We start from the raw sequence: 25,815 nt of genomic DNA on the forward strand, positions 1-25,815 counted from the left end.
TTTCGGCGCACGTCGGGGCAGGCTGTCGAAATTTGAACCAGCCCATTGATTTCATGGGCTTTCGGCACGATATCGAGATCAGCCCTACAATAGCGGTTAGAAGCTTAATTGGAGAGTTCGAATGAGCGCTGTCAGCGACACCCCCACGACCGAAATGCCGTTGCCATTCGTCTTCACCGACGCAGCGGCGGACAAGGTCAAGCAATTGATCGATGAAGAAGGCAATCCGGACCTGAAACTGCGCGTGTTCGTGCAGGGCGGCGGATGCTCCGGTTTCCAGTACGGTTTCACGTTCGATGAAACCGTGAACGAAGACGACACCGTGACGGAAAAGGGCGGCGTGCAGTTGCTGATCGACTCGATGAGCTATCAGTATCTGGTCGGCGCGGAGATCGACTACAAGGACGATATCAACGGCGCGCAGTTCGTCATCAAGAACCCGAACGCCTCGACCACCTGCGGTTGCGGATCTTCGTTCTCGGTCTGAGCGCACAGAAACTTGCATGAAAAAACGGAGCCTGTGCGGGCTCCGTTTTTTTGTTTCGGCGCCGCCGTCAGTGCGGATAGATCGCGCCGAGCACCCGCTCACCCGCCGCACCCGTCACCGCCGGAAGATTGCCCGGCTCACGCGCGACACAGCGCATCGCAAGCCAGGCGAAGGCCAGCGCCTCCACCTGCTGCGGCGGCACGCCAAGCGCATCGGTCGTCATCACGGGCACGCCGTTCACGCCGCCGTCTTCCAGCGCCTGCTGGAGCATCTTCAGCAAGACCGGATTGCGCGCGCCGCCGCCGCAGACATAAACCGCGCGGCTGTCCGATGCATGCCGGGCAATCTCGCGGGCAACCGTCGTTGCGGTGAGCGCAGTGAGGGTCGCCTGGACATCGGCGGGCGCGAGTTGCGCGAACGCGCCGAGCTTCGCGTCCATCCACGCGGGATTGAACAGATCGCGTCCGGTGCTCTTGGGCGGCGAAAGATCGAAGAACGGTTCGTCGAGGAGCGCGTTCAGCAATGCCGCGTTCACCTGCCCCTGTGCCGCGAATTGCCCGCCCTCGTCGTAGGGCTTTTTCAAGTGACGCAGCGTCCATTCGTCGATCAGCGCATTCGCCGGCCCGCAGTCGAAGCCGCGCACTTCGCCGCTGGCCGCGAGGATCGTGATATTGCTGATGCCGCCCAGGTTGCATACCACCCGCGTCTCGTTCCTCGCGCCGAACACCGTCGCGTGAAAGGCCGGCACGAGCGGCGCGCCCTGACCGCCGGCGGCGACATCGCGGCTGCGAAAATCCGCGACGACATCGATGCTGGTCATCTCCGCCAGCAGCGCCGGGTTGTTGATCTGCCGCGTGTAACCCTTCTCCGGCCGATGTCGCACCGTCTGCCCATGCACCCCAATGGCGCGCACCTTCGCCGCCGAGAACCCGCTCATGCTCTGCAGTTCATGGCAGCACACGGCATAGCGTGTCGCGAGCGCGTTGGCGGCGAGGGCTTCGCGTTCGATCTCGTTCTCGCCGGGCGCTTGCAACGCGAAGAGTGCGTCCCGCAAGCCTTTCGAAAACGACACGTGCGCCTCGCCGAGCACGACCGGCGGCTTGCCGGTGGCAAACTGCACGGCCACGCCGTCGACGCCATCCATGCTGGTGCCGGACATCAAGCCGAAGTACACGCCATCCGCCTTGCCGGTTTCGATTGCTTCGGTTTTCTTTCCCACGCTGTTCTCCTCGTCGATGCGATGCCGCCGGATTCCTCGATCCAGCGGCGATTATCCGGGTTAAGGACCGAATCGTTAAGATGCGTCTGAAACGATCTGTCTCGTGCGGCACATGCGGGCCGCGTCTGGAAGTGCGGCAGGCCGCCCTTGAACGGTGCAAATCCATCCGAAGCGGCACGAATAGCCGCCTGATCGCGTAAAATTGCCGGCTTGAAGCATTCAATGCGCGCGATTCCGTCATTCGCCGCGCGCGCCGCGATCCGACGCGGCGACCCATCCGGCCAGCCCGGACCGCGGCCAAGCGCGCACGAGACGCCGCCGACGCCAGCCATCGAACCTTTTGACTTCACAAGCCGCAAGCATGACCACAGACTCCAACGCTTCCTCCGCGCCTGCCGCCCAGCGCTTTCCGATTACCGACGAAGTGAAGAGCGCGCTCGCCATCGCGAAGCGTGGCTGCGACGAACTGCTGATCGAAGACGAATTCGCGCAGAAGCTCGCGAGGAGCGCCGCGACGGGCAAGCCGCTGCGCATCAAGCTGGGCCTCGACCCGACAGCGCCGGACATCCACATCGGCCATACGGTCGTATTGAACAAGATGCGCCAGCTGCAGGATCTCGGCCATCAGGTGATCTTCCTGATCGGCGACTTCACTTCGCTGATCGGCGATCCGTCCGGCCGCAATGCCACGCGTCCGCCGCTCACGCGCGAACAGATCGAGACCAACGCGAAAACCTATTTCGAACAGGCGGCGCTCGTCCTGGACCGCGACAAGACCGAGATCCGCTACAACAGCGAATGGTCGATGCCGCTCGGCGCCGACGGCATGATCAAGCTGGCCTCGCGCTACACGGTCGCACGCATCCTGGAGCGCGAAGACTTCACCAGGCGTTTCCAGGGCGGCGTGCCCATCTCGATCCACGAATTCCTCTACCCGCTGATGCAGGGCTACGACTCCGTCGCGCTGAATGCGGATCTCGAACTCGGCGGCACGGACCAGAAGTTCAACTTGCTCGTCGGCCGTGAACTGCAAAAGCAATATGGCCAGGAACAGCAGTGCATCCTGACGATGCCGCTGCTCGAAGGTCTCGACGGCGTCGAGAAGATGTCGAAATCGAAGAACAACTACATCGGCATCAGCGAGAAGCCCACCGACATGTTCGGCAAGCTGATGAGCATCTCGGACGTGCTGATGTGGCGTTACTTCGAGCTGCTGTCGTTCCGGCCGATGAACGAGATCGAAGGCTACAAGCGCGAAGCCGACGGCGGCCGCAATCCGCGCGACTTCAAGGTGATGCTGGCGCAGGAAATCGTCTCGCGCTTTCATTCGCAGGCGGATGCCGAGCGTGCGCTCGACGACTTCAATCATCGCGCGAAGGGCGGCGTGCCGGACGACATTCCGAGCATCACGCTCGCGGGCGCGCCGCTTGCCATTGGTCAGCTGCTCAAGCAGGCGGGCCTCGTGCCGTCGACCAGCGAAGCCCTGCGCAATATCGAGCAGGGCGGCGTGAAGATCGACGGTACGACCGTCTCCGACAAGGCCGTGAAGATCGAAGCGGGCGAGTTCATCGTGCAGGTGGGCAAGCGCCGCTTTGCGCGCGTCACGCTGACCGCCTGAGCCGATGATCGCGCTGATCCAGCGGGTCCGGCGCGCCGACGTGCGCGTGAACGAACGCGTGACGGGCGCGATCGAAGCGGGCCTGCTCGCGCTGGTCTGCGCCGAGCGCGGCGACAACGAAGCCGCCGCGGACAAACTCCTCGCGAAGATGCTGGCGTATCGCGTGTTCAGCGATGCCGCCGGCAAGATGAATCTGCCGGTGTCCAACATGGATGGCGCGGGGCGTGCGGGCGGCGTGTTGCTGGTATCGCAATTCACGCTGGCCGCCGATACTTCGAGCGGCCTGCGCCCGAGCTTCACGCCGGCCGCGCCTCCGGACGAAGGCAAGCGGCTCTTCGACTACTTCGTGGCGCAGGCGCGCGCGAAGCATCCGATCGTCGAGACGGGCGAATTCGGCGCCGAGATGCAGGTGTCGCTCGTCAACGACGGTCCGGTCACCTTCTGGCTGCAAGTGCGGCCCTGATATCAGGAAGCCTATGACGACGCAGGTCCTCTTCATTCGACACGGCGAAACCGATTGGAATCGCCTCAAACGCATTCAGGGACACGTCGATATTCCGCTGTCGGCGCATGGTGTGCAGCAGGCGGAGCAACTGGGCGCGCGGCTTGCCCGTGAAGGGCGACTCGATGCCGTCTATTCGAGCGATCTGCAACGCGCGCGCCAGACCGCGCATCCTTTTGCCGATGCGCTTGGACTCGAAATACGTTTGTCGGAAGGACTGCGCGAGCGTTTCTTCGGCGCGTTCCAGGCGCACGACAGCGACGAGATCAACGAGAAATTCCCCGCCGAATATATCGAATGGCAGACGCGCGATCCGGGCTTCTCGCCGCCCGGCGACGGCGAATCGCAGCGCGTGTTCTATCACCGCGTGGTGCATGCGATGGAGCCGATCGTCGCTGCGCACGCGGGCGGCCGGATTGCGGTGGTCGCGCACGGCGGCGTGCTGGACTGCATCTACCGGTTCGCGATGAAACTGCCGTTGCAGGAGCCGCGCAACTGGCCGCTGCTCAATTGCAGCATCAACATCGTGGATTACGGCGCGGACGGCGCTACCGTGGTTTCGTGGGGTGACGTCGCGCACCTTTCCACCGATACCGACGACGACAACCTCCGCAAACGCGCCTAGCCGTTATTGGCGTCCCACATGTCGCGCACCGGACCGGCGTCGGGCGCGACGAGCCCGAAGTGGCGATACGTGAGCATCGTGGCGACGCGTCCGCGCGGCGTACGCTGCAGGAAGCCTTGCTGGATCAAATAAGGCTCCAGCACGTCCTCGATGGTGTCACGCTCTTCGCCGATGGCCGCCGCCAGATTGTCCACCCCGACCGGACCGCCGTCGAACTTGTGCAGGATCGCTTCGAGCAGCTTGCGGTCCATCAGGTCGAAGCCGACCGGATCGACGTCGAGCATCTTCAGGGCTTTGTCGGCGACGTCGGCGGTGATCATGCCGTCCGCTTTCACTTCCGCGTAATCTCGCACGCGCCGCAGCAGGCGGTTGGCAATCCGCGGCGTGCCGCGCGAGCGCTTGGCGATTTCGAACGCGCCTTCATTGACGATATCCGCCTTCAGCAGCGACGCCGAGCGCGCGACGATGCGCGCCAACTCGTTCGCGTTATAAAACTCCAGCCGCGACACAATGCCGAACCGGTCGCGCAACGGATTCGTCAACATGCCCGCGCGCGTGGTTGCGCCGACCAGCGTGAACGGCTGCAAGTCCAGCTTCACGCTGCGCGCGGCCGGACCTTCGCCGATCATGATGTCGATCTGGTAATCCTCCAGCGCCGGATACAGGATTTCCTCGACGACCGGCGACAGCCGGTGAATTTCGTCGATGAACAGCACGTCATTGGCTTCGAGATTCGTGAGCAGCGCCGCGAGGTCGCCCGCGCGCTCCAGCACCGGCCCCGAGGTCTGCCGCAGATTCACGCCCATTTCCCGCGCGATGATGTGCGCAAGCGTGGTCTTCCCGAGGCCCGGCGGCCCGAACAACAGCACGTGATCGAGCGCTTCGGAACGCCGCTTGGCGGCTTCGATGAAGATTTCGAGCTGCCCGCGCGCCTTTTCCTGCCCGATGTATTCGTCCAGCTTGTGCGGGCGCAAAGCGCGCTCGAATGCTTCCTCGTTGGGCGAGACGGGCGAGGCCGAGATGACGCGTTCGGCGGCGAGTTTGTCGGTTTCGATCATGGTCCGATTGTACAGCGAGCTTTTGCGCGGCGAAGCTGGCCGGATGGCCTAGGAGAATCCCGCTTTTACGCCTTCGACAGCGCCTTCAACGCCAGCTTGATGCCTTCCGACACACCCGTTCCGGCCGGCACGTTCTTGATGGCGGCGAGCGCTTCCTTCTCGGAATAACCGAGCGCGAGCAGCGCATTGAGAATGTCCGACGCGTGATCCGACTGCGAAGCGGCGCTCGCCATCGCGCCGAGATCGGCGCCGAGCTTGCCTTTCAGTTCGAGCAGCAGGCGCTCGGCAGTTTTCTTGCCGATGCCCGGCACGCGCGTCAGGCGCGCGGCGTCCTGGGTCGTCACGGTCTGCGAGAGTTCGTGCACGCTCATGCCGGACAGCACGGCCAGCGCCATGCGTGCGCCAATGCCGCTGATCTTCAGCAATTCACGGAAGGTCGAGCGCTCCTGCGCCGTGAGAAAGCCGTACAGCAGATGCGCGTCTTCGCGGACGATCATTTGCGTGAGCAACACGACCTTTTCGCCGGTGTTCGGCAGGTTGTAGAACGTGCTCATCGGCACGTCGATTTCATAGCCGACGCCATTGCAGTCGACGAGCAAATGCGGCGGATTTTTTTCCAGCAGAACGCCGGCGATGCGACCGATCATGGATTTATATGCGTGTGAAGTGTTCTAGCCAATGAGCCGCCCGCGACGGACACGGAGGCCTTTTTTCGCGAGCCCCGGCGCAATCTCGCCCAGCGTCGCGAGCCCGCCGCCGCCGTGCGCGTGGCAGATGGCCATGCCGAGCGCGTCGGCGGCATCGGTGCCCGGCATGCCGGAGAGGCTCAGCAGGCGCACGACCATCTGCTGCATTTGTTCCTTGGTCGCGCGGCCGTAGCCGACCACGGCCTGTTTCAGTTGCAGCGCCGTGTATTCGGCGACTGGCACGCCGCCCGCCACCAGTCCGCAGATCGCGGCGCCGCGCGCCTGGCCCAGCAGCAGCGTGGATTGCGGATTGACGTTGACGAAGACCTTCTCGACGGCCGCCTGATCCGGATTGTGCTGCGCGATGAGCGTCGAGATGCCGCTGAAAATGGTGTTCAGGCGCGAGGGCAGGTCGGCATCGGCGGTCTTGATGACGCCGCTCGTCACGTAGCTGAGCGTATGTCCGTGCTTCTCGATGATGCCGAAGCCGGTCACGCGCAAGCCGGGGTCGATGCCTAGGATTCTCATTCGTTCGCGATGCGGGTCGTCGACCGGGTAGTCGATATCAAAAAGGCCTGTTTGCGCCGTGTGTTGCGCAAACAGGCCCATCTTAATGGAAGCGTCCGGATTTAATGACGGAAATGACGCGTGCCGGTGAGGATCATCGCAATGTTGTGCTCGTCGGCGGCGGCGATCACTTCGTCATCGCGCATCGAGCCGCCCGGCTGGATCACGCAGGTTGCGCCCGCATTCACGACCACGTCGAGGCCGTCGCGGAACGGGAAGAACGCATCCGACGCCACGGCCGAGCCGTTCAGCGTCAGGCCGGCGTTCTGCGCCTTGATGCCCGCGATGCGCGCCGAGTCCACGCGGCTCATCTGGCCCGCGCCGACGCCCATGGTCATGCCGTTCGCGCAAAACACGATGGCGTTCGACTTGACGAACTTCGCGACGCGCCACGCAAACATCAGGTCGTCCATTTCCTTCGGCGTCGGGTGGCGCTTCGTCACCACGCGCAGTTCATGCGGCTGCACGTTCTTCGCGTCCAGCGACTGCACCAGCAGACCGCCGCCAACACGCTTCAGATCGAACGTGTTGTGACCGTCGCCGAGCGCGATCTGCAACAGGCGCACGTTCTGTTTCGCGGCGAACACGGCGCGCGCCGCGTCGCTGAACGACGGCGCGATCAGCACTTCGACGAACTGCTTCGCGACCGCCTGGGCTGCCGCTTCGTCGACTTCGCGATTGAACGCGATGATGCCGCCGAACGCCGAGGTCGGATCCGTCTGGAACGCCTTTGCATACGCTTCGTTCGCGTCCGCGCCGAGCGCCACGCCGCACGGGTTCGCGTGCTTGATGATCACGCAGGCGGGCGCGTCGAAGGTCTTCACGCATTCCCACGCCGCGTCCGAATCCGCGATGTTGTTGTACGACAGTTCCTTGCCCTGCAACTGCGTGTAGTTGGCGAGCGCACCGGCTGGAACCGACAGATCGCGGTAGAACGCGGCGCTCTGGTGCGGGTTCTCGCCGTAGCGCAGGTCCTGCACCTTCTCGAATGCGAGGTTGAAGGTGGCCGGGTACGTGTTGCGGCTCGAATGCTTCAGCTCTTCGGTCAGGCTCGTCAGGTAGTTCGTGATGGCGCCGTCATACCGCGCGGTATGCGCGAACACCTTGGTGGCGAGACGGAAGTTGGTCGTGTAGCCGACGCTGTTGCCGTTCGCGCGCATTTCCTCGAGCACGGTGGCGTAGTCGGCCGGATCGACGACGACCGTCACGTCGCGATGATTCTTCGCCGCCGAGCGCAGCATGGTCGGCCCGCCGATGTCGATGTTCTCGATCGCGTCTTCCAGCGAGCACTCTTCCTTCGAGACCGTCTGCACGAACGGATACAGGTTCACGACCAGCAGATCGATAGTCGGGATCTCGTGCTGCTCCAGCGCGGCCATGTGCTCGGGCAGATCGCGACGGGCGAGGATGCCGCCATGCACTTTCGGATGCAGCGTCTTCACGCGTCCGTCGAGCATTTCCGGGAAACCGGTGTAGTCGGCGACCTCGGTGACGGGCAGGCCCGCGTCGGCGAGCAGTTTCGCCGTGCCGCCGGTCGAGAGGAGCTTGACGCCGAGCGCCGACAGCGATTTCGCGAAATCGACGATGCCGGATTTGTCGGAGACGGAAAGGAGCGCTTGCTTGATCATGATGAACACTGAAACCGAGAAAAAAGAACCAGGCCGGACCGAGGCGGCGCCTCGGTCCGAAGAATCAAATCAATCCGTGCTGTTGCAGCTTCTTGCGGAGCGTGTTGCGGTTGATGCCGAGATACTCAGCCGCCAGCGACTGGTTTCCCCCGGCCTGCTCGAGCACCACTTCCAGCATCGGTTTTTCCACGCACGAGATCACCATGTCGTAGACGTCGTGCGGATTGGAGCCGTCCAGGTCCTGAAAATAGTTGTCGAGGCTCTGGCGGACGCATTGTTCGATGTTATGTCTGCTCATGCGGCAATCAGTCGGTCTGTCGTGTTGTTGAGCCCGCCGCACGATTCTTCTTCGGCTGCGCCGTCCGCTTCCCCGGCCTCGTCCACATAGACGAGACGGTCGGACAACGCCTTTTGCGCGTCGAAGAATTCGTTGACTGCGAGCAATTGTTCTTTGGTCGTGTCCAGCGTATTCATCCGGTGCCGAAAGGTGTTGGCGCCGGAAAGGCCGCGAGTGTACCAGCCGATATGCTTGCGCGCCGTCCGAACGCCCGTGAATTCCCCATAAAAGGCGTAGTGATCTTCGAGGTGCTCGTTCATCACCTGCTGGATCTCGACGATGCGCGGCGGCGGCATGTGCTCGCCGGTCTTCAGGAAATGTTCGATTTCGCGAAACAGCCACGGGCGGCCTTGCGCGGCGCGACCGATCATGATGGCGTCGGCGCCGGTCACGGCAAGCACGTGGCGGGCTTTCTCGGGCGTGGCGATGTCGCCGTTGGCGACCACCCGGCTCTTCACCGCGGCCGTCACGGCGGCGAAGGTTTCATATTACGCATCGCCCTTGTACAGATCGGCGCGGGTGCGGCCGTGCACGGTGAGCATGGCGATGCCCGCGTCCTGCGCGATCCGCGCAATGGTCAGCGCGTTCTTGTTGTCGCGATTCCAGCCGGTGCGGATCTTGAGCGTGACGGGCACGGCGCCGGGCCCCACGCCGACCGCCTGCACGACGGCTTCCACGATGCGCGCGACCAGCGGTTCGTTCTGCAGCAGCGCGGAGCCCGCGGCCACGTTGCAGACCTTCTTGGCCGGGCAGCCCATGTTGATGTCGATGATCTGCGCGCCGTTCGCGACATTGTGTCGCGCGGCCTCGGCGAGCATCTGGGGATCAGCGCCGGCGATCTGTACGGAGATGGGTTCGACCTCGCCCGCGTGGTTGGCGCGGCGCATGGTCTTTTCGCTTTTCCACAGCTGCGCGTTCGACGCGACCATCTCCGACACCGCATAGCCCGCCCCCATGCGCTTGCAGAGCTGGCGGAACGGGCGGTCGGTGACGCCTGCCATCGGGGCGACGAACAGGTTGTTGCGCAGAACGTGTGAACCGATGGTGGGCATGAAGGCTCGGGCATCCGCATGGCAGAGTCCGGCCGATGGCGGCCGCAAACGCGTCTGGCGGAGGCAATGTCACAGAAGGGAAACGCGTATTTTAACGCGAAGCGCGTGCTGAAATTAAGGGCAATCGCGTGCAAGTCATTAAATCTTCTATGAAAGAACGCGCGTTCATAGAGGATAAGTTGATCGCATGACGCAAGCGATTGCCTTCGGACAGGCTAGCGGCGCTGACCAAACATCATCTGGCGGGCGAGCGCAGTTTTTACCGGCGGCAGAAATTCGAGCGCGGTGAGCGCGAGCCCGCGCATGGCCGCAAGCGGCGCGAAGTCGGACGTGAAGAGGCGCGCGAGGGTGTCGGTGGCGCCGATGGTCAGACGCCGGTCGAGCGCGCGGCGCTGCGCGAAGCGGGCGAGGGCGAGCGGGCGCGGGCCGTCGGCGGAGAGCGCGTCGGTGAGCGCGAGCGCGTCGCGCAGACCAAGATTCAGCCCTTGCCCCGCGACCGGATGCAGCGTCTGCGCCGCGTTGCCGATGGCGACGGTGCGTTGGTCGACCAAGACCTCCAGCGCCGACAGTCCGAGCGGAAACGCGGCACGGCTCGCGATGCGCGTGAACCGGCCCATGCGCGTACCGAAGGCCGCGCCGAGTTCCGTGAGGAAGCTGGCCTCGTCGAGTTGCATGCGGCGCGCGGCTTCCTCCGGCGTGCAGCACCAGACCAGCGAGTAGTCTGCGTGGCGCGGGCCGCCACACGGCAGCAACGCGATGGGGCCTTCGTTGGTGAAGCGTTCCCACGCGACGTTCGGGCGCGGATCCGACACGCTCACCGTCCCGACGATGGCCGTCTGGCCATAGTCGCGCGCCCGACGCTCGCCGGGTGTGCTGATTTCGCTCGTCTTCTCGTTCTTCTGATAAAGCCCGCCTTCGGCGTTGACCAGCACTTTCACGCGGATCTTGCGTTCGCCGTCGGCCGTTTGCAGCGGCAGGGTGATGCCGTCGTTGTCCTGAAGCGGCGCGAGCGCGGCGGTGTCGGTGAGCCAGTGGACGGGCGTGGCGCGCACCGCGGCCGCCAGCGCGCTGACCAGCGAACCGTAGCGCACCACGTAACCGAGTTCGGGGAGTTCGTGCTCGTCATGCTCGATCAGCGTGCGGCCGAAATGCCCGCGCTGCGACACATGAATACGGCGGATGGGCGTGGCGTCGCCGGGGAAGCCGAGCGGCTGGAGCATGACACGGCTGCCGTGCGACAGCGCGAGCGAGCGCGGATCCTGGACGGCGGCTTCGGGCGTGCGGGCATCGATCAGCGCGATCGACAGCCGTGAGGTTGCGCTGCGTCGCGCGAGCCAGCCCGCGAGCGCGAGCCCGACCGGCCCCGCGCCGACGATGGCGATGTCGTAGTCGAAATGCGGTGTGACGGCTTGAATATCGCTCATGGCCGATTCGGGTCAGGATGCGCGCATCAGCGCTTCGATTTCATCGGCGGCGACCGGCACATCGCGCGTGATCAGCTCGCAGCCGGTGTCCGTCAGGATGGCGTCGTCCTCGATGCGGATGCCGATGTCCCAGTAGCGCTCGGGCACGTCGGCGGACGCGCGCACGTAGAGTCCCGGCTCGATCGTGAGCGCCATGCCGGGCAACAGCGTGCGCCAGGGCCGCGCGCCTTGCTCGTCGAGCGGACCGCCGGCCTCGCGATACTCGCCCGCGTCATGCACGTCCATGCCGATCCAGTGCCCCGTGCGATGCATGTAGAAGGGCGCATAGGCGCGTTGGGCGAGGACGTCGTCGAGCGTGCCGACCTTCGTCTTGTCGAGAATGCCGGTGTCGAGCAGCCCTTGCGACAGGACTTTGAGCGCGGCCTGGTGCGGTGCGTCGAAACTCACGCCGGGACGCGTGGCCTCGACGGCGGCGGCTTGCGCGGCGAGCACGATGTCGTAGAGCTCACGCTGCGCCGGCGTGAAGCGGCCGCCGGCGGGAAAGGTGCGCGTGATGTCGGATGCGTAGCCGTCGAGTTCGCAGGCTGCGTCGATCAGGATGAGATCGCCCTCGCGCGCAATGGCGTTGCCCGCAGGGTAATGCAGCACGCAGGCGTTCGCACCCGCGGCGACGATCGAGCCATACGCCGGCGCCTGTGCGCCATGGCGGCGGAACGTGTAGAGCAGTTCGGCCTCGATCTCGAATTCACGCATGCCGGGACGGCACGCTTGCATGGCTCGGCGATGCGCTTCAGCGGAGATGGACGCGGCGCGACGCATGATGCCGATTTCATGCTCGTCCTTGACGAGGCGCATTTCGTCGAGCAGCGGCAGCAGATGGTGCACGGTTGCCGGGGCGCGCACGCCGCTGCGGCCCTGCGCGCGGACTGCTGCGAGCCAGCCGCGCACTTGCGCGTCCAGTTCCGCCGAGGTGCCGAGCGCGTAGTGCAGCGCGGGGGAGTCCGCGATCAGGCGCGGCATCTCGTCGTCCAGTGCGGCGACCGGCAGCGCGGCGTCCAGACCGAACGCTTCAAGCGCGCCTTCGGGGCCGAAGCGGAAGCCTTCCCAGGTTTCCCGCTCGGCGTTTTTTTCGCGGCAGAACAGGATGGATGCGGGCTCGCCGTCCTGCGCGTCCGCGTCGAGCACGAGGACTGCCTCGGGTTCGTTGAAGCCTGTCAGATAGTAGAAGTAGCTGTCGTGACGGAACGGGTAGTCCGTGTCGCGATTGCGCATGACTTCCGGCGCCGTGGGCAGGATGGCGACGCCGCCGCCTTGCGCGCGCAACGCGGCAAGCACGCGCTCGCGACGGGCGCGATACACGCCGACGGCAATGGGCTGGACGAGTTCGGTGAGTGAGTTCATGCGCCGATTGTAGCGCCGGCTTCGCGCCGGCGTGACTCGGCCATTCGGCCTATTGCGCCGTCGCGAAGCGGCAGGGCATGCTTACTCGTCAGCGGGACGGTTGCGCACGCTTCCGGCAATCAGGTCGAACCGGAACAGGCGGCATTCGAGCGCGCCGTTGAAGAGCGGCGTCTTGGTCGATTCGCGCAGGCGCAGCAGGCCGGGCAGCTTGCGGTCGGACGTGAGCACATAGGCGCGCCAGCCGGGAAAGCGCTGCTTGAGCGCGTTGCCGAAGTTGATGAAGAACTCGGTGTCCGCGGGATCCGGCTGAGCGCGTGCGAACGTGTCTTCCTCGTCGCGGCGGTTGCGCGGCGTCTCGCGAATCTCGCCGCGCGGACCGCGGCCGCGCACTTCGATACGCTCGCCGTACGGCGGGTTGGCGAGCAGAATGCCGGGCGCATCGGTCGGCGGCACCATGTTGCGGGCATCCACCTGCTTGAGCGACAGGTTGGAGACGCCCGCGCGGCTCAGGTTGGCGCGCGCCTTCTCGAGCATGTCGCCGGAAATGTCGCTGCCGAAGATGGTCAGCTCGCTTTGTGAGGCGCGCGCGGCGCGGCGTTGTTCGGTTGCGGCCTGCTTGAGCTTCTGCCACATGCCCGGGTGGAAGGGCTTGAGCTTCTCGAAGCCGAAGCGCCGCTCGCTGCCCGGCGCAATGCCGAGCGCGGTTTGCGCCGCTTCGGCGAGGAACGTGCCGCTGCCGCACATCGGATCGAAGAGCGGCGTGCCCGGCGTCCAGCCGGTCAGGCGCAGAATGCCCGCCGCGAGGTTTTCACGCAGCGGCGCCGCGCCCTTGTCGAGCCGCCAGCCGCGTTTGAAGAGCGGCTCGCCCGAGGTGTCGAGATACAGCGTGCATTCGTTCAGCGTGAGGAACGCGAACACGCGCACGTCCGGCTGCGCGGTATCGATGCTGGGGCGCGCGCCCGCCACGTCGCGCAGGCGGTCGCAGACGGCGTCCTTCACGCGCAGCGTGGTGAATTCGAGGCTCTTCACCGGCGACTTGATGGCGGTGAGATCCACACGCATGGTCTGGCTCGGCGTGAACCAGTTCTCCCAGCGCTGCCGGTGCGTCAGCTCGTAGATGTCGTGTTCGTTGCGATACGGGCCTTGTGCGACCTTCAGCAGCACGCGGCTGGCAATGCGCGAGTGCAGGTTCGCGGCCATGCCGGCAACCCAGCCGCCGCGAAAGTGCACACCGCCCGGCACCTGAGCGCCGACGGTCAACTCGCCGCCGCCCGAGAGCGGCGCAGCGGAAACATGCCGTTCCCCGATCTCCGTGAGCTCGGCGGCAAGCGGTGCTTCAAGACCGCGCGGGCAGGGGACGAACCAGTCGAAGAGAGGGGAGGACATGAGGGCAGCGGTATCGATCATTCAAACCGCGCATTGTACGCTGGCCGTCTTGCAATTCGGACTAAGTGACTTGTGGGGCGGGTGCGCGGAGGGATATTGTCGGGATCGCTTGGGGGCGGGGATTTGCAAACTCAACCGAAGAGAGTAGCCATGCGAAGACAGCAGTCAACCCGAATTGAACCACGCTCAATGTCAGTTTCTACATTGAAGCAGTCAGCTTGTTTGCCGTTGAGAGGGACGTCCACTTGAACAAGCATGAACTGGAACTCCAGCGGCTCACGCTCAGTTCAGTGAACCTCCGGGAGTGGTTAGGTTTGGCGAGACATATCATCACCGTGATCGGCCTGATTTGGTGCGCGCGCCTGATGTTCGCCGGGATCGAGAACATTTCCACGGCCAATCCCGAGTCGCTGAAGGCGCTTGCTCGCGTCGTGGAACACATGCATCTCGGGAGCCTGATGGGTTATCTGGTTGCTGCCATGACCGGAGTTGGCTGGTTTTTCGAACGCACCGGCAAGAAACGAGCAATCCGCAAGCTTGGCGAGAGTCGGCGGCAACTGGAGTGTGATGATCCCTGCCACTCAAGCAGCGGGTTGACTGCAACGGGCGAGACGCCCATCCGATAGAAAGGTGATGACGATGCAAATGTTCCTGCTTGGATTGGGCTTGCTGCTGTTCATGAGCGTGTGGCACTACGCGTTGCGGAGAAGCATTCTCGATCATTACCGGGACCAGCTTTTCGACTTGCGCGACGAACTGCGCGAAACGTACTTGCTGCGCGGCTGGGACCTGAACAGTCCGCTGTACGCGCGGCTGCGCCGACTCGCCAACGGCTACCTGCGGTCTACCGAGGCGTTTTCGTTGATCCCGTTTCTGTATCTGGAGATCCGGATTCGAGCCAATCCCCCACTGTTCAGCGCAATGAGAACCGGCCTCGAGCAGCAGTTGGACGTTGAGGACGAAGCGCTCAAGGGGTTTGTCGTCGATTACCGCAGGCGCGCATTCGACATCATGTTGAGGTACATGATCAATGGCTCGCTTCTCATGGTCTCGATCTACTCCGTGATGGTGTACCTCACGACGATCTGTACATTGCTTCGCTCGCTGCACAAGGGCGCGTTCCAATGGTCGAGGCGCGCCGTCGCCGAGTGGTTCTTCAGGAAGGATCTGGTCGAGGAATATTCGTATCGCCTGGGCAGGCAGCAGCGAATCGGAGGTACCTGCAAGCCCGCATCCTGATTGCTCGTCCGCCCCGCTCCAACAAAAAGGGCCCGCATTTCCGCGGGCCCCCGTCACGACTCCGGCATGCATCCTCAGCCGGCAGCAGACATCACTCCACCGCCTTCATCATGTCTTCCACCACCTTCTTCGCGTCGCCGAACACCATCATCGTCTTGTCCATGTAGAACAGCTCGTTATCCAGGCCAGCATAGCCCGCCGCCATCGAGCGCTTGTTCACGATGATCGTCCGGGCCTTGTACGCTTCCAGAATCGGCATCCCTGCGATCACGGATTTCGGATCGGTCTTCGCGGCCGGATTCACCACGTCGTTCGCCCCCAGCACCAGCACTACGTCCGTCTGTCCGAACTCGCTGTTGATGTCCTCCATCTCGTGGACCATCTCGTAAGGCACCTCGGCCTCCGCCAGCAGCACGTTCATGTGCCCCGGCATGCGCCCCGCGACCGGATGAATCGCATAGCGCACGTCGATACCCTTCTCGACCAGCTTGTCCGTCAGTTCCTTCAGCGCATGCTGCGCGCGCGCCACCGCCAGACCGTAGCCCGGCACGATCACCACGCTCTCCGCGTTGCCGAGCATGAACGCGGCGTCATCGGCGGAACCGGATTTCACCGGCCGCTGCTCCTGCGCCCCGCCCACCGTGGCCCCGCCCGCCTCGCCGCCGAAGCCGCCCAGGATCACGTTGAAGAACGAGCGGTTCATCGCGCGGCACATGATGTACGACAGGATCGCGCCCGACGATCCCACCAGCGAGCCCGCGATGATCAGCATCGGATTGTTCAGCGAGAAGCCGATGCCCGCCGCCGCCCAGCCCGAATATGAGTTGAGCATCGACACCACCACTGGCATGTCCGCGCCGCCGATCGGGATGATGATCAGCACGCCCAGCGCGAACGCGATGAGCGTCATGATGATGAACGGCAGCCACGATTCGGTGAGCATGAAGATCACGCCGAAGCCGATCATCGCGATGGCCAGCAACAGGTTGATCAGATGCTGGCCCGAGTACACCACCGGCGCGCCCTGGAACAGCCGGAACTTGTACTTGCCCGAGAGCTTGCCGAACGCGATGACCGAACCCGAGAACGTGATCGCGCCCACGAACGTGCCAATGAACAATTCGACGCGATTGCCATACGGAATCGGCTCGCCTAGCGGCGCGAGGCCGAACGCGGCGGGCTCGGCGACGACGCCGTAGGCAATGCACACCGCCGCCAGACCGATCAGCGAGTGCATGGCCGCGACGAGTTCGGGCATCTTCGTCATCTCGACCTTCGCCGCGATGTACGCGCCCGCGCCGCCGCCCACGATCAGCGCGACGAACAGCAGCGACAGGCCCAGCGCGAGATTCGCTTCGAGGAAGGCGGCCTGTTTCACGATCAGCGCGAGCGTCGTGAGAATGGCGATCGCCATGCCCGCCATGCCAAACGTGTTGCCGATGCGCGCGGTCTTCGGATTGGACAAGCCTTTCAGCGCCTGGATGAAGCACACCGAGGCGACGAGATACAGGAGGGTGACGACGTTCATGCTCATTTACGCGCCCTCCTTGTGCGTGATCTTCTTCGGCTCCTTCTTCTTGAACATTTCGAGCATTCGCCGCGTGACGAGGAAGCCGCCGAACACGTTCACCGCCGCGAGCAGCACCGCGAGCGTGCCGAAGAACTTGCCGGCCGCGCCGACCGTCAGGCCCACCGCGAGCATCGCGCCGACAATGACGATCGCCGAGATCGCGTTGGTCACGGCCATCAGCGGCGTATGCAGCGCCGGCGTGACGTTCCACACCACGTGGTAGCCCACGTAGATGGCCAGCACGAAGATGATGAGATTGATCACCGTGTGATTGATGACGTCCATGTTCGTCTCCGTGTCAGGCCGGGGCGCGGGCGGGCTGACCATCGCGGCACTGGAGCGTGGCCGCGACGATGTCGTCCGCGAGGTCGATGTTGAGCGTGCCTTCCTTGGTCAGGATCAGCTTCAGGAAGTCGAGAAGATTGCGGGCGTAGAGCGCGGAGGCATCGGCGGCGACCATCGACGCCAGGTTCGTATGGCCGACGATATGCACGCCGTGTTTCATCACCACCTGATCGACTTCGGTGAGCGGACAGTTGCCGCCTTTGCGGCCTTCGAACTCGGGGCCGCGTCCGGCGGCGAGATCGACGATCACCGAACCCGGCTTCATGTGCTTGACCGTTTCGACAGAGAGCAACGTGGGCGCGGGACGGCCCGGGATCAGCGCCGTCGAGATGACGATGTCCGCCGCCTTCGCGCGCTCGTGCACCTGCGCCGACTGCCGCGCAAGCCAGCTCGGCGGCATCGGCCGCGCATAGCCGCCGACGCCGACCGCCGCCTCGCGTTCCTCATCGGTTTCGAACGGCACGTCGACGAACTTCGCGCCCAGCGATTCGATCTGTTCCTTCACGGCCGGCCGCACGTCCGACGCCTCGACGACCGCGCCCAGCCGCTTGGCCGTCGCGATGGCCTGCAGGCCCGCGACGCCCGCGCCCAGCACGAGCACGCGCGCGGCTTTCACGGTGCCGGCGGCGGTCATCAGCATCGGCATGAAGCGCTGGTAGTACTGGCAGGCCATCAGCACGGCCTTGTACCCGGCGATGTTCGCCTGCGACGACAGCACGTCGAGACTCTGCGCGCGCGTCGTGCGCGGCGCGGCTTCGAGCGCGAACGCCGTTACGCCCGCCGACGCGAGCCGCGCGGTGTTGTCGGTATTGAAGGGATCGAGCATGCCGATGAGCACGGCGCCCGGTTTCAGCATCGCCAGTTCGCTTTCGGACGGCGACTGAACCTTGAGGACGATCTCGGCGGAAAAGGCGGCTGCGGCATCGACGAGGTCGGCGCCTGCCTGGGCGAAGGCGTCGTCGATATAGCTCGCCTGCAAGCCCGCGCCGCTCTGCACCGAGATCCGGTGCCCCTGCGTGACGAGCTTCTTGACCGTTTCGGGCGTGGCGGCGACGCGCGCCTCGTTCGCCCGCGTTTCAGCGGGTACTCCGATATGCATCTTCGAATCCTCCTGTCTTTGTGTCGTTTTTTTCCCTTGGGCAGGGCTCGAACGACCAAGGCCGAGTCTTGTTTCAAATGCTGGAATGAACGGCTCTCGCCACTGTAACCGAAGAAAGCCCGCGCAAAAATCCGATCCGGCACTTGTTACTGATTATGGTCATAGCGCTTACCCTTAGGCGTTCGGGGCCGTCTGCCCGGCGCAGCAGGCGTAATCGATCGCGTGACGGTAAAATGACGGACCATGAAATCAGACACTTGGGCGCCTCACGTGACGGTGGCGGCGATCGTCGAGCACGACGGACGCTTTCTCGTCATCGAGGAGCACACGTCGGCAGGGTTGCGAATCAACCAACCGGCCGGTCATCTCGAAGCGGGCGAAACGCTCGTTCAGGCGGTCATCCGCGAAACCTTCGAGGAAACCGCGCATCGCTTCGAACCCGAGGCGCTGGTCGGCGCGTACATGACGCATTTCCAGCGGCCCGACGGCGACGTCACCTATCTGCGCTTCACGTTCTGCGGCAAGTCGGCGGGCGAAGAAGCCGGACGCGCGCTGGACGACGGCATCGTGCGCGCCATGTGGCTCACCGCCGACGAGTTGCGGGCGTCCGCCGGGCGGCATCGCACGCCGATCGTCCTGGCGTGTCTCGAGGATTACCTGTCCGGGCGGCGCGTGCCGCTCGATTTCATTCATACGCATTCGGTCGCGCCGGCGCTGCGAGCTTGACGCCTTTCGCAGCGGCGCCAGATTCAGACCGCCCCGGGCGGTGCACTTCCCGCACGTTTTCGGCGCTGTGCGGGTCAACGCGGTATCCCTATGAGCAAGCAAAGAGTCGTGGTGGGCATGTCGGGCGGCGTGGATTCGTCGGTGACGGCGTGGCTGTTGAAGGAACAAGGCTACGAGGTGGTCGGCCTGTTCATGAAGAACTGGGAAGACGACGACGACGGCGAATACTGTTCGACGCGGCAGGACTGGATCGACGTGGTCTCGGTCGCGGATCTGATCGGCATCGACGTGGAAGCGGTCAACTTCGCCGCCGAGTACAAGGACCGCGTGTTCGCGGAGTTCCTGCGCGAGTATTCGGCGGGCCGCACGCCCAATCCCGACGTGCTGTGCAACGCCGAGATCAAGTTCAAGGCGTTCCTCGACCACGCGATGTCGCTCGGCGCGGAGTCCATCGCGACCGGCCATTACGCGCGCGTGCGCGAACGCGACGGCTTGTTCCAGCTGCTCAAGGCCACGGATTCGACCAAGGACCAGTCGTACTTCCTGCATCGGCTGAATCAGGCGCAGCTGTCAAAGACGCTGTTTCCGCTCGGCGAGATCCCGAAGACCCAGGTGCGCGAGATCGCGGCCCGGATCGGTCTGCCGAACGCGAAGAAGAAGGATTCGACCGGCATCTGCTTCATCGGCGAACGGCCGTTCCGCGACTTCCTGAACCGCTACCTGCCGACCAAACCGGGCCCGATGAAGACGGCCGAAGGCAAGCTCGTCGGCGAACATATCGGGCTCGCGTTCTATACGCTCGGTCAGCGCAAGGGCATCGGCATCGGCGGCGCGAAGGACGGCAGCGGCGAGCCGTGGTTCGTCGCCGGCAAGGATGTGGCGAGCAATACGCTGTACGTCGTGCAGGGCCACGATCATCCGTGGCTGCTGTCGCCGGCGCTGGTTGCGGGCAACACGAGCTGGGTTGCCGGCTTCGCGCCGGACGAAGGCGTGGCGTGCGGCGCCAAGACGCGCTATCGGCAGCAGGACGCCGCATGTCATTTCTCGCGCGCCGACGACGGACGCTTTGAGCTCCGTTTCGACGACGCGCAATGGGCCGTCACGCCGGGCCAGTCGGCCGTGCTCTATCAGGACGACATCTGCCTGGGCGGCGGCATTATCGAACAGGCATCGATGGGGCATGAAGCATCGCAGGCGGCTGCCGTTGCCACGAGTGCGCGATAGGCGATCCGGCTGGGTTGTGACCGCAAGCCCTGACTACGGTCAGGGCCTTGTTATTTCAAAAATTGACACTTTACGGCGTTACGTTTCAGAAAAAACTTTTTTTGATACAAGTGCTTGACCGTCTATCTAGCGATAGATAAGTTAAACGGGTCGCTGGCCAGGCCGAATCTCAAATGGACAAGAGCACCGTACGCGAAGCGCTTCTGGAACACGCTCAGACTCTGCTGATGACGCGCGGCTATAACGCGTTCAGTTATCGCGATCTGGCCGAATTGGTCGGCGTGAAGACGTCGAGCATTCACTATTACTTTCCGGCGAAGGAGGATCTGGCGCTCGAAGCGGTGAACGCTTACAGCGCGGACCTGATGTCGTCCGTGTATGCCATCGACAGCTCCGCGCCCGCCGACAAGAAGCTCGATCGCTATGCCAAGGTGTTCGGGCGGATTCTTGGCGGCGGCAACCAGGTTTGCCTGTGCGGCATGCTGGCGGCGGATATCGAATCGCTGCCGGACAAGGTGCGGCAGGCGGTGCAGGCGTACTTCAAGGCGAACGAGAACTGGCTGGCGAAAGTGCTGGCCGAAGGCGAAGCGCAGGACACGCTCGATGCCGGTGGAAAACCCGAGGCCGCCGCGCGGACACTCTATGCCGCGTTCCAGGGAGGCTTGCTCGCAAGCCGTCTGTTTCAGGTGCGAGCGCGGCTCGAAGAAATCGCCGATTCAGTACGGCGGTAGATAAGCCTGTGGATAACCCTGTGAAAAACACAGGAATCGGGCACTGACTGTCTATCTTTGGGTAGATAGATTTTGGCGGGGCGGAACACGAAGGCGGTGTTCGGAAACTGCCTGAGGCGTTTCGCACGAGATTTATCGCCATTCCGCATGTCGAAACGTCGACGGTTCGTCTCACATGTCGGCGTGAAGAAGCTTACGTCTATCTAGTAGTAGATTTAAATTGAAACGCCCCCGCGCTGCATCTTCATGCGGGCAGAGGTGAACGGGTCAGGCCGGCACCGTGTCAATGAACGATTGCCGTTGCGACAAACGCGCGTAGTACTTGTCGAGACTCGGATGGGCATCACGCCAGTTCAGATCGGGCAGGCGCAGGTCGAGATAGCCGAGGGCGCAGCCGCACGCGATATCCGCCAGCGTGAAGCGGTTCGCCGAACACCACTGTTTGGAACCCAGACCGCGCGACATCGCGCGCAGTCCGTCGTCCACCTTGTGCCGCTGACGCGCGATCCACGCTTCGCTGCGATGTTCTTCCTCGCGCAACACGCCTTCGAGGCGGATGAGAACGGTGGCGTCGAGCATGCCGTCGGCGAGGGCTTCCCAGCAACGCACTTCGGTGCGCTCGCGCCGTTCCTGCGGGAGCAGTTTGCCGACGGGCGTCAGGGTGTCGACGAATTCGCAGATCACACGCGAATCGAACACGGCATCGCCGTCGTCGAGAAGCAGGCAGGGCACTTTGCCGAGCGGATTGAAGTCGTGGATTTTCGTGCCGGCGGCCCAGACATCTTCGAGAACCAGTTCGCAATCGATCTTTTTCTCTGCCATGACGATCCGTACCTTGCGGACGAACGGGCTGGTGTGCGAACCGATCAGTTTCATCATCTTGTCTTCGCGTGGCTGCGTGTTTCGGGCGTCGATGATCTTAACCGGGCGACCCCGCGCCCCATGCCAGATTCGGCGCGCGTGTCGTCTGTCGACAACACGGCGCGCCGGGGCTCACGACGCGCTGGCCGTGGCCGGCGCGCCCGACGAAGGACAGGGCAACAGCGGCGCCTTCGCGGGCCGGGCGACGACAGCGGACTTGCCTTTCGCCGCAACGCCCGATGCCGCTGATGCAGCCGTAGCAGCCGGCGCTTCCGGCGGCAGCGAAGCCACGCTGCGCATGCCGGCCGAGATGGCCGAAGCCAGTTCGTCGACGGCCTTGCGATGTCCGTCCACCAGCGCGTCGTAGCCTGAGCCCACGGGTTCCTGCGCGACGGTCCGGCACGTCAGCACGTTCGACGACCCCGCGGCGCGCACGCTCCAGACCGCGTCGAGCACGGCGCGCTCGCCGGGCCACGATTCGAAGCGCTGCACGTTGACCTTCACGCGATACACCGGCACCGACTCCGGATGCGGCGTGTTGTAGACATCGATGGCGCCGAGCTGCTGGGTGAGATCGGCGGACAGCGCGCGGCGCACTTCATCGGACGGCAGCGAGGACCAGCGGTCCTGCTCCAGCACCTGGACCTGCGCCGGGCTCGTCTGCACGACCAGCTGGTTGCGCGTGACCTGCTGCGGCATGTCGACGGGCGCGAGCTCGAAATAGAACGCGGCGGGCGACGAAGGCACGGGCCGCGCCTCGCCGCCGGCGAGCGTATAGAAACGGCTCGTCGGCGAGGCGCAGGCGGCGAGCATGCCGGCTGCGGCCAGAGTCAACATCAACGGGCCGAACTTCATGGTTTGTCTCCCGATTTACCGCGCAACAGCGATTCCGGATGGCGTTCCAGATAATCCGCCAGCGCATTGAGCGATTGAAGCGTGCGCGTGAGTTCCTGCATGGCCTGGCGCGTGTCCGACTGAATCGGCGAATCGGATTGCAGCGTGGCCTGCGCCGCGCTGAAGGTCTTCTTCGCTTCGTCGAGCGTGCCGCGCATGTCCGGCAGGACTTCCTTGTCGAGCTTGTCGAACAGCGCGTTGGCGTTCTTCAGCGAGCCGTTCAGATTGTTGCCGATTTGGTCGAACGGAATCTTGTCGATCTTGCGCGCGATGTCGGCAATCTGCAGTTGCAGTTCGTCCAGCGTGTTCGGCACGGTCGGCAGCTCGATCGGATCGTTGCTGGCGGACACCTGCGCCGGCGGCGCCTTCGGGAAGAAGTCGAGCGCCACATACAACTGGCTCGTCAGCAGGTTGCCGGTACGCAACTGGCCGCGCAAGCCGCGTTTCACGAGCAGTTGCAGCATGTCCTGGCTCGCCGACGATCCCTGTTCCGGCAGCGCCTGCCTGGCGCGCTTGCCGAGCCGGTCGGGGTACAGGTCGATGGTGACCGGCATCATGAACGAATGCGTTTTCTGATCGTACTGCACGCCGATGCCGGTAACTTGGCCCAGCACGATGCCGCGGAAATCCACCGGCGCGCCCACGGCCAGGCCGCGCAGCGACTGGTTGAAGTTCATCACGACATGCACGGCCTGCCCGTCCGGATCGCGCATGGCGTCGGACTGGTCGGAAGCGAGGCGGAAGGTGGCGTTGTTCTGCGCCTGCGGCCCGGATTGCTGGTTGGGCGGCGTCTGGAACGCAATGCCGCCGAGCACGACCGTCGCGAGCGACTGCGTGTTGAGCGTGAAGCCGCTCGAATCGAGGCGCAGATCCACGCCGCTCGCATGCCACCAGCGCGAATTCGTGCCGACATACTGGTCGTACGGCGCGTTGACGAACACCTGCAAGGTGACGCCGGTGCCGTCCTTGTCGAGCGAGAAGGCCGCGACCTGACCCACCTGCACGCGCCGGTAATAGACCGGGGAGCCGATGTCGAGCGAGCCGAGCGATTCGCCGTGCAGCGTGAAGGTGTGGCCCTTCTGGTCGCCGGTGATGGCGGGCGGCGTCTCCAGCCCGACGAAATAGCTCTGGTCTTCAGTGGACTTGCCCGCATCGACGCCGATGAACGCACCGGACAGCAAGGTGGACAAGCCGGTCACGCCGCTTGCGGCCACGCGCGGGCGCACGATCCAGAAGCGCGTGTCCTTGACGGCGAAATCGGTGGCTTCCTTGGTGAGCTGCACGTCGACGAGCACGCGCGAATGATCCTTCGACAACGTGATGCCTTTGACCGTGCCGATATCCACGTCCTTGAACTTCACCTTGGTCTTGCCGGTTTCGAGGCCTTCGGCGCTGGCGAAGCTGATGGTGACCGTCGGTCCGCGGCTCGACACCGTCTTCACGACCAGGATCACGCCGATCAGCGCCGCGACGAGCGGAATCACCCAGACGAGCGAGGGCAGCCAGCGGCTGCGCGGTTCGATCACGGGTTCGGGAAGGTTCGGCGGCAGGCCGCCGCCTTTATCGGCACCTGCACCGGCGCCGGTGTCGGCGGGCGGCGCGGGCTGCTTCGGGTCGTTCGGACCTTGGGCACTAGTCATGTTTCTTTCCTGACGGTTCGATGTTGTCCCACATGAGGCGCGGGTCGAATTGCATGGACGCGATCATCGTCAGCACGACGACCGACGCGAACGCGAGCGCGCCCGGTCCCGGCGTGATGACGGCGAGCGACTTGAAGCGCACCAGCGCGATGGTGAGGGTGATGACGAAGACATCAAGCATCGACCAGCGCCCGATGCCTTCGACGATGCGGAACAGGGTGGTGCGCTGCCGCGGCCGCCAGGTAGAACGGCGCTGTACGCTGATGACGAGGAAGCTGAGGGTCGCGAGCTTGAGCATCGGCACGAGAATGCTGGCGATGAAGATCACCGCCGCGAGCGGATAGTCGCCGTCGTTCCAGAAGAGCGCGACGCCGCTCATGATGGTGTCGTCCTGCGAGCCGAGTATCGATGACGTGTGCATGATCGGAAACAGGTTCGCCGGAATATAGAGGATCGCGGCGCTGATGAGCAGCGCCCACGTCCGCGCGATGCTGTCCGGATGACGCCGGTGCACGACGGCGTCGCAGCGGGTGCAGCGCTGTTTCTCGATGGTGTGCGCGAGCGGCTGCACGAGTCCGCAGGCGTGGCACGCCACGACCTGCGCGCGCGATGCCGTGGTGTAGTGGATGGCGGGCGGATCAGGTTGCTCGGCTGCCTGCTCGATGGCGTCGCTCATGATTTCTGCCTTTTGGTGGGCTCGGGCCTGGCTTGACGCCGGCACCTGGCCGGGCGCGGTTCGAGGCGGCTCGCGATGGCCCACAGCGCGCGCGGGTCGAAGCTCACCACGACGGCGAACATCAGTGTCAGCGCGCCGAAAGCGAACAGCGCAGCCTCGGGAATCACGCGCGCGATGCTCACCATTTTCACGAGCGTGACGAGCACGCCGAGCATGAACACTTCGATCATGCCCCACGGCCGCACGAACTGAATGCCGCGCAGCACCGTGTTGAAGCCCGGCGGAATATACCCCGAGCGCAGCGGCAGCAGCACATAGAGGAGCGCGAGCAGTTCGCACAGCGGGAACAGCACGGTGGAGCAGAAGACCAGCACCGCCATGATCTCCATCTGCTCGCTCCACAGCGCGACGATCGCGCCGATCAGTGTGGTCTCCGACGTGAGCCCGTTGGCCTCCAGTTCGACGATGGGAAAGCCCTGCGCGATCAGGAACGTGACGAGGGCCGCGAGCGTCATCGCGCAGACCTTGTCGAGGTTCGACGAAATGCTGCGATAAAGCAGCGAGCCACAGCGCGGACATTTCGCCGACGCATGCTGGGGCAGGTCACATTTTCGGGAGAGCGCGTCGCATTCGTGACACGCGATCAGGTCGTCCGGTTGATTGGCATTCATGGTCGAAGCCCGAGCCGTGTCGAGCGGAATTGGCGGGCGTTGCGGGGACCGCGGGGACCGGCTCCGGTGGAGCATAGCAAGCAGCGGGCCAGCGCAAACGCAATCAGCATGGTATCAAATGGCGCCTTGATGACGGATGAAGCAGTACG

Annotated in this window: 26 protein-coding genes and 1 pseudogene; 9 read left to right on the forward strand and 18 right to left on the reverse strand. The window is 64.3% G+C overall.

What is annotated here, in order from left to right; translation table 11 throughout:
- The first annotated feature begins 121 nt into the window (after nucleotides 1-121).
- On the forward strand, nucleotides 122-487 hold the full coding sequence (gene erpA / locus QCE62_RS01980; RefSeq protein ID WP_309807205.1) for an iron-sulfur cluster insertion protein ErpA: 366 nt from the start codon (nucleotides 122-124) through the stop codon (nucleotides 485-487).
- A gap of 67 nt (nucleotides 488-554) precedes the next feature.
- Here erpA and QCE62_RS01985 read toward each other — a convergent pair whose 3' ends face one another.
- Nucleotides 555-1,685, reverse strand: coding sequence for an anhydro-N-acetylmuramic acid kinase (locus QCE62_RS01985; protein WP_309919545.1), 1,131 nt, complete (start codon nucleotides 1,683-1,685; stop codon nucleotides 555-557).
- A 382-nt stretch (nucleotides 1,686-2,067) separates the two neighbouring features.
- Between QCE62_RS01985 and tyrS the strand changes: the two genes are divergently transcribed.
- From tyrS to QCE62_RS02000, 3 genes are read left to right on the forward strand one after another with little or no spacing between them, the layout of a single operon-like run.
- A complete protein-coding gene (gene tyrS, locus QCE62_RS01990; protein ID WP_309913708.1) occupies nucleotides 2,068-3,324 on the forward strand; it encodes a tyrosine--tRNA ligase in 1,257 nt (418 codons plus the stop codon).
- Nucleotides 3,325-3,328: 4 nt separating this feature from the next.
- On the forward strand, nucleotides 3,329-3,787 hold the full coding sequence (gene dtd / locus QCE62_RS01995; protein ID WP_309913711.1) for a D-aminoacyl-tRNA deacylase: 459 nt from the start codon (nucleotides 3,329-3,331) through the stop codon (nucleotides 3,785-3,787).
- Nucleotides 3,788-3,800: 13 nt separating this feature from the next.
- Nucleotides 3,801-4,451 carry a histidine phosphatase family protein gene (locus QCE62_RS02000; RefSeq protein WP_309913713.1) on the forward strand — a complete coding sequence of 217 codons (651 nt, stop codon included), beginning with the start codon at nucleotides 3,801-3,803 and terminating at the stop codon, nucleotides 4,449-4,451.
- Here the strand turns inward: QCE62_RS02000 and ruvB are convergent.
- From ruvB to QCE62_RS02045, 9 genes and pseudogenes are all read right to left on the reverse strand, one after another.
- Nucleotides 4,448-5,509 (reverse strand): Holliday junction branch migration DNA helicase RuvB, encoded by a 1,062-nt coding sequence (ruvB, locus tag QCE62_RS02005; protein WP_309913717.1) that lies wholly within the window; start codon nucleotides 5,507-5,509, stop codon nucleotides 4,448-4,450. The two genes, QCE62_RS02000 and ruvB, sit on opposite strands and share 4 nt — an antisense overlap.
- Nucleotides 5,510-5,574: 65 nt before the next feature.
- Entirely contained in the window at nucleotides 5,575-6,156 is a 582-nt protein-coding gene (gene ruvA / locus QCE62_RS02010) for a Holliday junction branch migration protein RuvA (RefSeq protein ID WP_309913719.1), read from the reverse strand.
- Between the two features lie 24 nt (nucleotides 6,157-6,180).
- Nucleotides 6,181-6,723, reverse strand: coding sequence for a crossover junction endodeoxyribonuclease RuvC (gene ruvC, locus QCE62_RS02015; RefSeq protein ID WP_309913722.1), 543 nt, complete (start codon nucleotides 6,721-6,723; stop codon nucleotides 6,181-6,183).
- A gap of 101 nt (nucleotides 6,724-6,824) precedes the next feature.
- Nucleotides 6,825-8,390 (reverse strand): bifunctional phosphoribosylaminoimidazolecarboxamide formyltransferase/IMP cyclohydrolase, encoded by a 1,566-nt coding sequence (gene purH / locus QCE62_RS02020; RefSeq protein ID WP_309913725.1) that lies wholly within the window; start codon nucleotides 8,388-8,390, stop codon nucleotides 6,825-6,827.
- 64 nt (nucleotides 8,391-8,454) lie between these two features.
- Nucleotides 8,455-8,688 (reverse strand): Fis family transcriptional regulator, encoded by a 234-nt coding sequence (locus tag QCE62_RS02025; protein WP_008351548.1) that lies wholly within the window; start codon nucleotides 8,686-8,688, stop codon nucleotides 8,455-8,457.
- A pseudogene (dusB, locus tag QCE62_RS02030) lies at nucleotides 8,685-9,779 on the reverse strand (tRNA dihydrouridine synthase DusB). Before dusB ends, QCE62_RS02025 begins: the two are co-directional and overlap by 4 nt.
- 215 nt (nucleotides 9,780-9,994) lie before the next feature.
- Complete coding sequence (locus tag QCE62_RS02035) at nucleotides 9,995-11,203, reverse strand: UbiH/UbiF/VisC/COQ6 family ubiquinone biosynthesis hydroxylase (protein ID WP_309913728.1); 1,209 nt, start codon at nucleotides 11,201-11,203, stop codon at nucleotides 9,995-9,997.
- Between the two features lie 12 nt (nucleotides 11,204-11,215).
- Entirely contained in the window at nucleotides 11,216-12,604 is a 1,389-nt protein-coding gene (locus QCE62_RS02040; RefSeq protein WP_309913731.1) for an aminopeptidase P N-terminal domain-containing protein, read from the reverse strand.
- An 81-nt stretch (nucleotides 12,605-12,685) separates the two neighbouring features.
- Complete coding sequence (locus tag QCE62_RS02045; protein ID WP_309913734.1) at nucleotides 12,686-13,990, reverse strand: class I SAM-dependent RNA methyltransferase; 1,305 nt, start codon at nucleotides 13,988-13,990, stop codon at nucleotides 12,686-12,688.
- Nucleotides 13,991-14,235: 245 nt separating this feature from the next.
- Between QCE62_RS02045 and QCE62_RS02050 the strand changes: the two genes are divergently transcribed.
- Both QCE62_RS02050 and QCE62_RS02055 read left to right on the forward strand, forming a co-directional pair.
- Nucleotides 14,236-14,616, forward strand: coding sequence for a hypothetical protein (locus QCE62_RS02050; RefSeq protein ID WP_309913736.1), 381 nt, complete (start codon nucleotides 14,236-14,238; stop codon nucleotides 14,614-14,616).
- A gap of 13 nt (nucleotides 14,617-14,629) precedes the next feature.
- Nucleotides 14,630-15,229, forward strand: coding sequence for a hypothetical protein (locus tag QCE62_RS02055; protein WP_309913739.1), 600 nt, complete (start codon nucleotides 14,630-14,632; stop codon nucleotides 15,227-15,229).
- A 91-nt stretch (nucleotides 15,230-15,320) separates the two neighbouring features.
- Here QCE62_RS02055 and QCE62_RS02060 read toward each other — a convergent pair whose 3' ends face one another.
- Genes QCE62_RS02060 through QCE62_RS02070 form a run of 3 tightly spaced genes read right to left on the reverse strand, consistent with a single transcriptional unit; the run spans nucleotide 15,321 to nucleotide 18,243 of the window.
- Nucleotides 15,321-16,763 (reverse strand): NAD(P)(+) transhydrogenase (Re/Si-specific) subunit beta, encoded by a 1,443-nt coding sequence (locus QCE62_RS02060; RefSeq protein WP_309913741.1) that lies wholly within the window; start codon nucleotides 16,761-16,763, stop codon nucleotides 15,321-15,323.
- Nucleotides 16,764-17,084 carry an NAD(P) transhydrogenase subunit alpha gene (locus QCE62_RS02065; RefSeq protein WP_106854767.1) on the reverse strand — a complete coding sequence of 107 codons (321 nt, stop codon included), beginning with the start codon at nucleotides 17,082-17,084 and terminating at the stop codon, nucleotides 16,764-16,766.
- 13 nt (nucleotides 17,085-17,097) lie between these two features.
- A complete protein-coding gene (locus QCE62_RS02070; protein WP_309913748.1) occupies nucleotides 17,098-18,243 on the reverse strand; it encodes a Re/Si-specific NAD(P)(+) transhydrogenase subunit alpha in 1,146 nt (381 codons plus the stop codon).
- Between the two features lie 243 nt (nucleotides 18,244-18,486).
- Here QCE62_RS02070 and QCE62_RS02075 point away from each other — a divergent pair, with 243 nt between their 5' ends.
- The 3 genes from QCE62_RS02075 (at nucleotide 18,487) to QCE62_RS02085 (ending at nucleotide 20,924) form a co-directional block, all read left to right on the forward strand.
- Nucleotides 18,487-18,969, forward strand: a complete 483-nt coding sequence (locus QCE62_RS02075) for an NUDIX hydrolase (RefSeq protein ID WP_309913750.1) — start codon at nucleotides 18,487-18,489, stop codon at nucleotides 18,967-18,969.
- A 90-nt stretch (nucleotides 18,970-19,059) separates the two neighbouring features.
- Nucleotides 19,060-20,193 carry a tRNA 2-thiouridine(34) synthase MnmA gene (gene mnmA, locus QCE62_RS02080; RefSeq protein WP_309913752.1) on the forward strand — a complete coding sequence of 378 codons (1,134 nt, stop codon included), beginning with the start codon at nucleotides 19,060-19,062 and terminating at the stop codon, nucleotides 20,191-20,193.
- Between the two features lie 173 nt (nucleotides 20,194-20,366).
- On the forward strand, nucleotides 20,367-20,924 hold the full coding sequence (locus QCE62_RS02085) for a TetR/AcrR family transcriptional regulator (protein WP_309913754.1): 558 nt from the start codon (nucleotides 20,367-20,369) through the stop codon (nucleotides 20,922-20,924).
- Nucleotides 20,925-21,191: 267 nt separating this feature from the next.
- Here the strand turns inward: QCE62_RS02085 and QCE62_RS02090 are convergent, their stop codons facing one another.
- From QCE62_RS02090 to QCE62_RS02110, 5 genes are all read right to left on the reverse strand, one after another.
- Nucleotides 21,192-21,800: a glutathione S-transferase C-terminal domain-containing protein gene (locus QCE62_RS02090; RefSeq protein WP_309919548.1), complete on the reverse strand. Its 609-nt coding sequence runs from the start codon at nucleotides 21,798-21,800 to the stop codon at nucleotides 21,192-21,194.
- 117 nt (nucleotides 21,801-21,917) lie between these two features.
- A complete protein-coding gene (locus QCE62_RS02095) occupies nucleotides 21,918-22,640 on the reverse strand; it encodes a PqiC family protein (protein WP_309913757.1) in 723 nt (240 codons plus the stop codon).
- Entirely contained in the window at nucleotides 22,637-24,319 is a 1,683-nt protein-coding gene (locus QCE62_RS02100) for an MlaD family protein (RefSeq protein ID WP_309913760.1), read from the reverse strand. The genes QCE62_RS02095 and QCE62_RS02100 overlap by 4 nt, the downstream gene beginning before the upstream one ends.
- Complete coding sequence (locus QCE62_RS02105; protein WP_404987166.1) at nucleotides 24,312-24,995, reverse strand: paraquat-inducible protein A; 684 nt, start codon at nucleotides 24,993-24,995, stop codon at nucleotides 24,312-24,314. The genes QCE62_RS02100 and QCE62_RS02105 overlap by 8 nt, the downstream gene beginning before the upstream one ends.
- On the reverse strand, nucleotides 24,992-25,666 hold the full coding sequence (locus QCE62_RS02110; RefSeq protein ID WP_309913763.1) for a paraquat-inducible protein A: 675 nt from the start codon (nucleotides 25,664-25,666) through the stop codon (nucleotides 24,992-24,994). Before QCE62_RS02110 ends, QCE62_RS02105 begins: the two co-directional genes overlap by 4 nt.
- Nucleotides 25,667-25,815 lie beyond the last annotated feature (149 nt).

It is taken from the genome of Caballeronia sp. LZ033 (assembly GCF_031451265.1).
Lineage (GTDB): Bacteria > Pseudomonadota > Gammaproteobacteria > Burkholderiales > Burkholderiaceae > Caballeronia.